Below are 12088 nucleotides of genomic sequence, written 5' to 3'. Positions count from 1 at the left end.
GAATACCATGCTTGGTATTCCCTTTTGTGTTGTCTGCGGAAACAGTTGTTTGTAATTTCAAAACAGATTAGCGCTTTCACGATGATTTTCCCGCCAAACGCTCAGAGTGTGACGAATTAATCAGCAAAAAAATCGAATTCTTTTGTCTCAATTTTTTGACCGGAGTAATCAGCGCCAATACGCCGGTTTTATGGGCATTGACAAGAAAATTATTCACATATGCCAGACGGATTTTCGCCATATTTGTACGGATTTATGAGCATTAGGCCTTTACTTTAATCCCGTTCTAATGTACATTTTTAACTAACAAAATGCGAAAGTTTCATGAACTTGCGTTTCCGCCGGTTTACTTCATGTTTTTCACGTTGGCGCTGCATATTCATCTGAGTTTCGTTGTCGCTGGGCAGACGGAAATGTCCGTCTGCCCAAGACTTTTACTAAGCGAGGAGAAGCTAATGGCTAAGTACATTTTTAAACGTATCTGTTACCTGATCCTGACATTGATCATCATTGCATCGCTCACATTCTTCTTGATGAAATTAATGCCAGGGACGCCGTTCAACAACCCTAAGATTCCTGCGTCACAGCTTGCAGCCCTCAAGAAGGCTAACGGCCTCGACAAACCAGTCTACGTGCAGTACTTGAAGTACATGCTCGGCGTGTTGCACGGTGATTTCGGAACCTCTTACCAGTTTGCTGGTCAGAGTGTTTCCCACTTGATTGCCTCACGTGTCGCACCTTCACTGCAGATTGGTGCTCAGGCGATGGTTGTTGGTACCCTGCTCGGGATCCTGCTCGGTGCACTGGCTGCTATCCGGGCTAACACCTGGGTTGACTCCGTCGCTACCATTTTTGCTATTCTTGGCCGTTCAATTCCTAACTTCGTTTTCGCGGCCCTTCTGCAGTACTACTTGGCATTCAAGTACCACATTTTCCCAATTGCCCTTTGGAACGGATTCTCATCATCCATGCTGCCAACAATCGCGCTCGCAATGGCGCCACTCGCCCAGACGGCCCGGTTCATGCGGACTGAAATGGTTGATGTTTTGAACTCCGATTACATTGAACTCGCCCGGTCAAAGGGTGAAAGCGAATGGCAAGTTGTTGCCAAGCACGCACTGCGGAACTCACTCATTCCAGTTGTTACCATCATCGGACCAATGGCTGTTGACCTGATGGTTGGTTCCCTGGTTGTTGAGAACATTTTCGCTATCCCTGGTATCGGTGAACAATTCGTCCGTTCAATCCTGACGAACGATTACCCAACCATCATGGGTCTGACAATGATGTACTCAGTAATGCTGGTTGTTGTTCTGCTCCTCTCCGATATCCTTTACGGCATCATCGATCCACGTATCCGTCTGCAAGGAGGGTCTAATTAATGGCTGATTACAAAATTAACGCTGATAGCTTTAAAAAAGCGCACATCGAAAAAGAAGCCGCCGAACACATCGACACCCCGAACCTGACCTTCATGCAGGACGCTTTCCGGCGCCTGAAGAAGAACAAAGTTGCTATGGTGTCACTGTGGATTCTGATCATCATCGTTTTCTTTTCCGTGATTAGTATCTGGATCTCACCCCACAATCCAAACGCCCAGAATCTGAAGTGGAACAACTTGCCACCGAAGATTGCCGACTGGAACATTCCTGGTTTCCGTGGTTATGGTCTGTACCAAGGTGGGAAGACCGACGTGTACAAGGCTAGTGGTGTTCCGAAGGGTGTCTACTACATCCTCGGAACCGACTCCCTTGGCCGTGACATCTTCAGCCGGATCCTTGTTGGGACCCGTGTTTCCCTGTTCGTTGCCTTCATGGCGACCCTGTTTGACCTCACCGTTGGGGTTGTCTACGGGATCGTTTCTGGCTGGTGCGGCGGCATGGTCGACAACGTTATGCAGCGGGTCATCGAAATCATTTCCTCCGTTCCTAACCTGGTTGTCGTTATCCTGATGCTGCTGGTATTCAAGCCAGGGCTGACTTCAATCATCATCGCCATCGGGTTTACCGGGTGGGTCACCATGGCCCGACTGATTCGAGCCCAAACCTTGCAGCTGCGCGACCAAGAATTCATTTTGGCCGCACGGACGCTTGGTGAAAGCCCCGTTAAGATCGCGCTGAAGCACTTGGTTCCAAACCTGTCTTCCACGATCATCATTCAGACGATGTTCACCATCCCAACGGCGATCTTCTTTGAAGCCTTCCTGTCCTACATCGGGATCGGGATTCCTGCACCAACCGCTAGTCTGGGGACCTTGCTTTCCGATGGGCAGAAGAACTTCCGCTTCCTGCCTTACCAGATGGTCTACCCAGCGATCGTCATTTCTGTTCTGATGCTGGCATTTAACTTACTTGCCGATGGTCTGCGTGACGCCTTTGACCCACGCTCTGCACGTTAGGAGGTGTAATTGTGACCAAAATTCTAGAAGTAAATAACCTTCAAGTTGATTTTCACACTTACGCCGGAACGGTTCACGCCATTCGCAACGTATCTTTTGACCTCGCAAAAGGGGAGACGCTCGCAATCGTTGGTGAGTCTGGTTCTGGTAAGTCAGTTACCCTGCGCACCATCATGGGTCTGCTTGCTAAGAACGGGAAAGTTACCAATGGTGAGATTCTCTTCAACGGTAAGGACATCCTGAAGAAGTCCGAACGTGAACTGAACGCTATGCGTGGTAACGACATCTCCATGATTTTCCAAGACCCAATGACCTCACTCGACCCAACCATGCCGATTGGGAAACAGGTTGCTGAAGTGCTGCGAATTCACGGCGACGTTTCCAAGAAGGCCGCCATGGACGAAGCAGCGCGGGTCCTCGAACTCGTTGGAATCAACGGTGCTAAGGAACGGCTCAAGGACTACCCACACCAGTTCTCAGGTGGGCAGCGCCAACGGATCGTTATCGCGATCGCCATCATTAACAACCCGCAGATCCTGATTGCTGACGAACCAACCACCGCGCTGGACGTTACCATTCAGGCCCAGATTCTGGAACTCCTGAAGGAACTGCAGACGAAGATTGATACCAGTATCATCTTCATCACCCATGACCTTGGGGTTGTTGCCGGGATCGCTGACCGGGTTGCCGTTATGTACGCTGGCAAAATCATCGAGTACGGGACTGTTGATGAAATCTTCTACAACGCCCAGCACCCATACACTTGGGGCCTGCTCGAATCAATGCCGACGCTGGAGACCAACTCCGCACGGCTGCACGCCATCCCTGGTACGCCACCAAGCCTGCTGAACCCACCAAAGGGTGACGCGTTTGCGGCTCGTAACGCCTACGCACTGCAGATCGATACCGAACAGCAGCCACCGTTCTTCAAGGTGTCCGACACGCACTACGCAGCTACTTGGTTGCTCCACCCAGATGCACCAAAGGTTGAACTGCCACCAGAAATTGCCCGGCGGCGGAAGATCTGGCAGAAAATGAACCCAACGACGAGTAAGGAGGCCGAATAATGGCAGACGAGAAAAAAGAAGTCCTCGTATCCGTTCGGGGCCTCGAACAGTACTTCAACTTGGGCAAGAAGGATGAGGTCCGGGCCATTCAGGACATCAACTTCGACATTTACCGCGGTGAAACTCTCGGGTTGGTTGGTGAATCTGGTTCTGGTAAGACCACGACCGGCCGCGCAATCATCCGTTTGTATAAGCCAACTGCTGGTGAAATCAATTTTGAAGGCAAGGATATTGCTAAGCTGAAGAACGGCTCCAAGGAAATGCAGGAATTCCGGCGTGAAGTGCAGATGATCTTCCAAGATCCATACGCTTCCCTGAACCCCCGCATGAAGATCAAGGATATCATCGCCGAAGGGATCGACATTAACCACTTGGCAAAAGATGATGCCGACCGCGATGCGCAGGTCGCCAACCTGCTGCAGCTGGTTGGTCTGAACCCTGACCATGCTAGCCGTTACCCACATGAATTCTCAGGTGGTCAGCGGCAGCGGATTGGGATTGCCCGTGCGCTTGCCGTGCAGCCTCAGTTCATCATCGCTGACGAACCAATTTCCGCGCTGGACGTTTCCATTCAGGCCCAAGTTGTTAACCTGCTGAAGGAAATCCAGGAAAAGCGGGACCTGACCTACCTGTTCATCGCGCATGACCTGTCCATGGTTAAGTACATTTCTGACCGGATTGCTGTTATGCACTATGGCCGTTTGGTTGAGTTGTCAACTTCTGATGAAGTTTACAACCACCCACTGCACCCATACACGAAGAGCTTGCTCTCCGCGATTCCTGTTCCTGATCCTGAAACCGAACGCCTCCGCAAGCCGGTACCATACGATGCCAGCATTGAAGAGGACGGTCAGGACCGGTCCATGGTCGAGATCACACCCGGCCACTTCGTTTACGCCGCTAAGGGCGAAATCGAAGGCTACAAGGCTGCTGCGGCAGCATACAACAAGTAGAGTGGCCCACAATGCGGGTAGCTCCTGAGCATTAGCAGAAAAGCGGCGTATTCCCGGGCTTGGGAATGCGCCGCTTTTGGGCTAAGCGGAAGGAGCTGCATTGTGGGCCACGTTTACAGGCCGACTCCTCACCATAATTACGAACGGTCAGGAGTCGGCCGGCAGCGATGATCGTCAGTAGGTTTGAAGCCACTCACTGGGACAGTCCCCATTTTTCTTTGGGCGTACGCTCATTTTGTGACACCGAGGTGCTTTGAGTTGTGGCTGAATTGCTATTGTGATTATGAGAAACGGCCATAAACCGTTTGAGCCCTAAGCCAGTGCGTTTAAGCCGCTACCATAATTTTGGTGGCAAAATTATAAGTGGGACTTATATGAGCGCAGAATTTGCACAGTCTGGGGACTAAAAAGGCAAATAAATGCCACACTTTAGTAGATTTTAACGTTAACTAGGCGTATTCTAATATGTGAAATCGATTATTGCTGTAATACATTTTTTTGGAGGCTATTTTATGAAGAAGCAACTCTGGTTAGGCGTCGCTGCGACGTCCTTGGCCCTGGTTCTGGCTGCCTGTGGGGGCAAATCAAGCTCCAGCACCGACAAGAAGACCATCCGGGTTATGAGTAGTGACATTATCAACACCATGGACCCTAACTTGGCAACGGATGTTATTTCCGGTCAGGCTATGACCAACACTTACGCTGGTCTCTACCGTTTCCACGGCAACAAGCTGGAACCTGATATGGCTGCTAAGATGGCAACCGTATCTAAGGACCAGAAGACTTACACATTCCACCTGCGCAAGAACGCGAAGTGGAGTGACGGTAAGCAAGTTACCGCTGATGACTTCGTTTACAGTTGGAAGCGCGCGGTTGACCCTGCTACCAAGTCTGAATATGCATACATCTTCAGTGGGATCGAGAACGCTGACGCAATCACGGCTGGCAAGAAGAACAAGTCAACTCTTGGCGTTAAGGCTCTGAACAAGACCACTTTGCAGGTACACCTCGAAAAGGTTATGCCTTACTTCGAAAAGATGATCACTCTGCAGACATTCGACCCAATCGAAAAGAAGAATGTTGAGAAGTACGGTAACGATTACGGTACTAAGTCCAGCACCCTGACCTTCAACGGACCTTACGTCCTGAAGAAGTGGAGCGGTTCTGACAACAAGTGGACTGAAACCAAGAACCCTAACTACTGGGACAAGAAGAACGTCAAAGTTGACACTCTGAAGTACCAAGTTGTTAAGGATCCAAGTACCGCATTGAACCTCTACCAGGACAACAAGCTGGATGACGTTGTGCTTTCTGGTAACAACGCTCAGCAGATGAAGAACGATCCAGCGTTCAACAACGTTCCACGGAATGCTACCTACTACCTGGAACTTAACGGGAACCGGATTTCTCAGTTCAAGAACGTTAAGGTTCGTCAGGCACTGTCAATGGCTATCAACCGCTCAAGCTTTATCAAGAAGGTCCTGGGCAATGGTTCACAGCCAATCAGCACCGTTGTTCCTTCTAAGATGATGTACAACGCCAATGGTGAAGACTTCACCAAGGGTCCTGACAAGAAGGTCGGCAAGTACACCAAGTACGACCTGGCAACTGCCAAGAAGACTTTTGCTGAAGGTATGAAGGAAACTGGTTCCAAGAACCTGACCTTCACCCTCACATCTGACGACACTGAACTCGCTAAGAACACCCTCGAATACCTCCAGAACGCACTCGAGAAGCTCGACGGCAACGGCTACACGATCAAGGTTCAGACCAAGTCCGTACCATTCAAGACCCGTCTGCAGCTCTCTGCTGACCGTAAGTCCGACATGGTTGTTACTGCATGGTCTGCTGACTTCCCAGACGCAATCAGCTTCCTCGACATGTTCACGACCGGTGGTGCTTACAACGATGGTGAATGGTCCAACAAGACTTACGACAACCTGATCAAGGCTTCTAAGGGTGCCGATGCTACCAACGCGACCAAGCGTTGGAACGACCTCCAGAGCGCTGCTGAACTTCTCAGCCAGCAGTCCGGTGTCATTCCTCTGTACCAGCTTGGTGAATCTCACTTGACCCGTACTTCCATCAAGGACATGAAGGCTTGCCCTAACGGAATGGTCAACTTTGTTGGTGCTACTAACAGCAAGTAAGGATTTCAATCTGATTCATGCCTAGTGTGTGAATCGCAAAATGGCGCTCCTCCGCAGTTGCGGAGGGGCGCTTTTTGTGTATCTAATAAAAATTAATGGAACGATAACTTATAATTTGTATTTGCTCGTTTTATATAAACTTACTTATTCGTTTATGGACAAATTGCCTCTGACCTCGATGCTAGAATTCAGTTGACAGATAGATAACTGCCACTTTTGGCGTCCGTAAAAGTAACCGGGTTATGGATGCCATAAAATTTATCTGTTTAAAGAACAAACGTGATTTTTGACAGAAACATGAAAGAATTTTGCAAGTAGCGGCCAACAACCACTTCTGGGGGGTTATGAACATGCGTAAGCGTAATTTATCGATCAAGAATGCTGAGATTGTTACTAAAGAACACTACAAAATGTACAAGGCGGGGAAACGGTGGCTCTACGCCGCAATTTTTGCCGCAACGATCGGTGGCGGTGCTTTGCTTAGCCAGACCCAGGTGGTTGCTGCGGATGCAAGCGCGCCTGTAAGCGATGATAGCGGCGGCACAGCGGCGAGCGGCAATACCGCGGTGCTCAAGAGTTCGCAGGGCACAGCTGCTGCGACCGCCCCGACAGCCACAGTGCAGCCTGATACGGCAACGCAGACGGTTGTACAAACACCAAGCACAACGGCTGCCGACCAGACCGCTGCGGACACGGAAGCGGGCACTACTGCCGGCACCGCTGACGCACAGGAGGGCTTGGCCGCGAACGCTAATACTGGTAAGTCAGCCGCCTACATTGCGGCTTACACCGCTGCCTACACCAAGGCGCAGCAGGCTTCTTCAACGCAGGTTGGTACTGATACCGCCGTTGTTAAGACCGCGGTGGACGCAGTGGCCCAGGACCCAAGTGCGACTGCTGAAATTGCGGCTGCAACAGCTACTGCTGCTGAAGCTGTGACGCCGGAAGTTAAAGCTGCTCAAGACCTGATTGCCAAAGTTAACCAGAGCGCGGTCAACAACGAAGCCGATGTCCAGGCGGCGGTTAGCGCATTGAACGCCCTGCTGCAGGACACTACCGCCACGGCGGACCAGATCACCGCAGCCACGACCACACTAAACAATACTTTGACCCAGGCAACTACCGCCCGGACTAATGCAACTAAGAGTACACCGGCAGCGGCTGATGTGACTGCTTACCAGCACGAACCGGCCGCACCGGCCAGCACCGGGACAATTGGTGATGCTAGTACTGCATTAACCGCGCTGATCACATCTGCGCAGACTGTGACTGCACCTGACCACGCCACCGCAACGACTAGTTCCATTACTACCGCTGCCGGCAATCTGAGCAGTGCGATCACTAGTGCCAAGGCAGCGCGCCAAACGCAGACTAAGGCCGGAGCTGCGGCCGTTGCGGCTGCTGGCACTAGGCCAGTTCAGGTTGTTGCTGACGCCATTGCTGCCTACAATAATGCAGTGACAGCTGCAAATGCTGGGACTGGCACAACGGCTGCAATTGCGGATGCGGTCAACAAACTGAAGCAGGTGCAGGCGGCAACGACTGCGCTCAAGAATACTGCTGCAACGCCAGTTAGCAACGAACAGGAAATAATTGACAGCAGTGCCGCGCTAAACGCTCTGTTAAGCAATCCGAATAGTAAAGCTGATGCTATTGCAGCAGCAACGAAGAACTTTAATGACACTCTAACCCAGACTAATTTAATTCGGGCCGCCGCAGTAAGCAATGGTTCACGGATTATGTACAGTGTCATTGATTCTATGGGTTCTGACGTGATCACAGCAATTAATCATTTTAACGATGTTGTCAAGGATGCAGCAAAGGGTGCCAAAACAACGCAAGATTTGATTGATGCGGCGGTTGCAATACCTCTTGCCGCGAACCCGACGGCAAAAACTGCATTGCAAGCAGTAGGAAATGAAGCAACTGTTGCTGACGCCATGTCTGCACTGAAGAGTGGGCTGACCGATTCTAATGCTACCAACGATACAATCGTCGCGGTTGCGAATAGTTACGTACAAGCTATCACCGCTGCTAAGACCGCCCGTGACGCCGCTGTTGCTACTGGGCAGGCCAACATGGCCAGCGCCAGTGCTTATACCAGCGACCCAGTTGTACAGGCGGCAATCAATAACTTTAATACCGTCCTTGATGCAGCTAATGCGGCCACCAAGACCACTCAGGAAGTGATTGATGCTGGTCAGGCAGTCAAGGTAGCTACCGAAACTGCAGTTGTGGCCAAGACGGCGAGCGACACTCTTGCCACTACTGACGCTTCCCCAGTTTCAAATGAAACTCCAGTTATCACGACTAAGAAAGCTTTACAGGATGCAATCAATGATCCAAACCGCACGGTGGCTGCAATCAATGCCGCTGTCACTGCTTACACCAAAGCTGTTAGCGATGAGCAAGCTAGACGCAAAGCCGCCAAAAGCTATGGGACCGCGGCGCTGGCAGCAAGCTCTACTCACTCCGTTGCGAAGAATCAAACGGTAGCTGCAGCTATCGCTAATTACCAGAGTACGGTTACTGCTGCGGATGCCGAGACTAAGACGACGGATGATATTATCGAAGCCACTCGTGCCTTGAACACGGCTGTCGGGGCAGCAATTGATGCGATTAAGAATGCCAGCACTGCGTTGCAGACTGACGCGACACCGGTTATGAACGAAGCGGAAGTTGGTTCTGCTGAGATTGTGCTCCAGAATCTACTTACACACCCAACTAGCGCAACGGCAGCTCTTAATGATGCTGCAACAGCCTACACGGACGCCATTACCGCTGCCAAGGCCGCACGGACGGACGCCATTACCAAGGGTGACGCAATCGTGCGCCCTGCAGACACCACGGTTGCCGAAATCAAGACGGCAGTCGACAATTACCATGCTGTTGTGACGCAGTCTAAGACGAGCCAGGCGACTACTGCCCAAGTTACGGCTGCCAGTGCGGCTGTTCAAACAGCAATTGACGCTGTCGGTACGGCCAAGACTGCCGCACAAACCGCTGCAGATCAATCTGCTAGCCCGGTAGCAAATGAGCAAGAAGTTATTGCTGCCAAGGCGGCTCTGGATGAGCAAATCAAAAATCCAAGTAGTATTGCTGAACTCAATCAGGCCGCTAGTGACTACACGGCGAAAATTACTGATGCTAAGCAGAGCCGGGAAGCCGCGAAGACGAACGCCGACAATATTATTGCCACCGCGGATAAGCAAGTTCCTGAAATTGCGGCTGCAATCAATGATTACAATACAGTAGCTACAAATGCCGATGCCGGGACCGCAACTACTGCTGACATCAAGCAGGCCGGTGCGGCGGTGCAGGCAGCAATCGATCTTGCTAAGGCGGCTTCTGATGCGGCAACATCTGCATTGGCAACAGACACTGGTAGCGTTGGCAACGAAGACGAGGTTGCGGCTGCTAAGAAAGCTTTACAGGACCTAGTTGCCGATCCGACTAGCAGTGCCGCCGAAATCCAAACGGCTGCCGATAACTATCCACAAGTGATCAACAAGGCCGAAAACGACCGGAATGATGCAATCGTTGCGGCAAATAATATTGTCGAAGACGCAAATGAGCAGGTTCCGGAAGTTAAGGCTGCCATTGATGCGTACCAAGATGTGCTGACCAAAGCCAATGCTGGCGAGGCCACGACCGCGGAAGTCATCACCGCTGGGAATGCTGTTCAGGCTGCTGATGATGCGGCTACAACTGCCAAGACGGACGGTTATGACGCTTTGGCTGTTGATGCAAGCCCAGTCGGTAACGAACAGTCAGTCAAGGATGCCAGGACGAAGCTGGACGGGCTGGTTAAAAACGCCGCTAGCAGCACAGCTGCTTTGACCGCCGCAACCGCTGCCTACAACCAGGCCGTTGCGGACGCTAAACAGGCTCGTGATGTCATGAAGGCCAGCACCAAAGTTACCGTTGATGGTGTCATTAGCGGCGATAACGCTGAAGCTCAAGAAGTAGCCCAAGCAATCAATCACTACAATGACGTTGTAACAAATGCGGATTCTAGCCAAGCCACAACAGCTGATATTAAGGCTGCTGCGGATGCCGTAACGGCAGCTGAACAGGCTGCAGCGGCTGCGAAAGCAGCTGCTAAGGCGGCATTGGACCAAGATGCTAGCCCAGTTGCCAACGAAGCTACCGTTCAAGCTGTTAAGACTGCACTACAGGACTTGGTTGACAACCCTGCAAGCAGCACAGCCAATCTCACAAGCACGACAGCTGCCTACACGCAGGCCATTACTGACGCCAAAGCTGCACGCGAAGCGACCAAGACCAGCACGAAGACGGCTGTTGATAAAGCCAATGCCAAGGTTCCTGAAGTTCAGGCAGCGGTTGATAACTACAGCGCTGTGGTTGAAAAAGCCGACAAGGGTGAGGCAACCACGGCTCAGATTCAGGCGGCCGCAGATGCTGTAACAGCCGTTGACCAAGTAGTGAAAGCGGCACGGACCGCCGCGACAGATGCGCTGTCGCTAAATACAAATCCAGTTGCTAACGAATCCACGGTCATCGCCGCGCAAACCGCGCTGAAGCAGGCGCTAGCAAACAGCGGCAGCAGCAGCGCACAACTTAAGCAAGTCGTAACTGACTACAAGACTGCGATAGCTAATGCACGGATGGAGCGGACAAAAGCCAAGAATAGCGGTGCAGCAATTGTGGCCGCAGCCAATGATCAGGCACAAGCTCCTGAAGTTGCCGCAGCAATTGCGGCATACAACAATGTGGTCACGAACGCAGATGCCAATAAAGCAACCACGGCAGAAGTGACTGCTGCTGGTGCTGCTGTTCAGGCCGCGGACAAGGCTGCAACGGATGCTAAGAATGATGCTGCGGCTGCGTTAGATCAAAATGCTAGCCCAGTCGCCAACGAAACTACCGTTCAGGCTGCTAAAACTGCACTGCAGGATTTAGTTGACAACCCGGCAAGCAGCACAGCTGATCTTACAAGCACAACAGCTGCCTACACGCAGGCGATTACTGACGCTAAGAGTACACGTGAAGCTACTAAGACCAGCACTAAGGCAAGTGTTGCTGCCGCTGATGCCCAGGTTCCAGAAGTGAAGGCAGCGGTTGACAACTACAATACCGTTGTTGGAAATGCTGATAAGGGTGAGGCCACCACAGCCGATATTCAGGCCGCTGCGGATGCAGTAATTGCTGCAAATAAAGCGGCACAGGATGCCAAGACTGCTGGTCAGACGGCGCTTGACCAAAATGCTAGTCCAGTCGCAAACGAAGAAACTGTCCAAGCTGCCAAGACTGCGCTTCAAAGCAAAATCAACAACCCAGCAAGCCGTACAGCTGATGTTAACGATGCTGCATCTGCCTACACGCAGGCGATTACTGATGCCAAAGCCGCACGTGAAGCTACTAAAACCAGCACTAAGGCTAGCGTTGATGCCGCTACGTCCACGGCCCAGGAAGTCACGGATGCCAAGAAGAATTACAACGATGTTGTAACAGCAGCAGATAACGGTACGGCAACCACAGCTGATATCCAAGCTGCGG

6 protein-coding genes are annotated in these 12088 nt (G+C 51.6%); all 6 read left to right on the top strand.

Features of this window, described 5'->3' with window-relative positions:
* Positions 1–455: 455 nt before the first annotated feature.
* Positions 456–1382, top strand: a complete 927-nt coding sequence (opp3b, locus tag GN107_RS10140) for an oligopeptide ABC transporter permease (RefSeq protein ID WP_155287758.1) — start codon at positions 456–458, stop codon at positions 1380–1382.
* Complete coding sequence (locus GN107_RS10135) at positions 1382–2398, top strand: ABC transporter permease (RefSeq protein WP_155287759.1); 1017 nt, start codon at positions 1382–1384, stop codon at positions 2396–2398. The genes opp3b and GN107_RS10135 overlap by 1 nt, the downstream gene beginning before the upstream one ends.
* A gap of 11 nt (positions 2399–2409) precedes the next feature.
* Positions 2410–3465: an ABC transporter ATP-binding protein gene (locus GN107_RS10130; RefSeq protein WP_155287760.1), complete on the top strand. Its 1056-nt coding sequence runs from the start codon at positions 2410–2412 to the stop codon at positions 3463–3465.
* A complete protein-coding gene (locus GN107_RS10125; protein ID WP_155287761.1) occupies positions 3465–4418 on the top strand; it encodes an ABC transporter ATP-binding protein in 954 nt (317 codons plus the stop codon). The genes GN107_RS10130 and GN107_RS10125 overlap by 1 nt, the downstream gene beginning before the upstream one ends.
* Positions 4419–4930: 512 nt before the next feature.
* Positions 4931–6568 (top strand): peptide ABC transporter substrate-binding protein, encoded by a 1638-nt coding sequence (locus GN107_RS10120; RefSeq protein WP_155287762.1) that lies wholly within the window; start codon positions 4931–4933, stop codon positions 6566–6568.
* A gap of 350 nt (positions 6569–6918) precedes the next feature.
* Positions 6919–12088: KxYKxGKxW signal peptide domain-containing protein (locus tag GN107_RS10115; protein WP_196246639.1), on the top strand; the 5170-nt coding region annotated here is incomplete at its 3' end.

Origin of the sequence: Lacticaseibacillus zhaodongensis (genome assembly GCF_009687905.1) — a bacterium.
In the GTDB taxonomy this organism is placed as follows: domain Bacteria; phylum Bacillota; class Bacilli; order Lactobacillales; family Lactobacillaceae; genus Lacticaseibacillus; species Lacticaseibacillus zhaodongensis.
Note: the sequence above shows the minus strand (reverse complement) of the source record. Positions and strands in the feature narration are given on the sequence as shown.

Coding starts and splice junctions, on each gene's coding strand:
- opp3b (WP_155287758.1), top strand. CDS start 456: ATGGCTAAGTACATTTTTAAACGTATCTGTTACCTGATCCTGACATTG.
- GN107_RS10135 (WP_155287759.1), top strand. CDS start 1,382: ATGGCTGATTACAAAATTAACGCTGATAGCTTTAAAAAAGCGCACATC.
- GN107_RS10125 (WP_155287761.1), top strand. CDS start 3,465: ATGGCAGACGAGAAAAAAGAAGTCCTCGTATCCGTTCGGGGCCTCGAA.
- GN107_RS10120 (WP_155287762.1), top strand. CDS start 4,931: ATGAAGAAGCAACTCTGGTTAGGCGTCGCTGCGACGTCCTTGGCCCTG.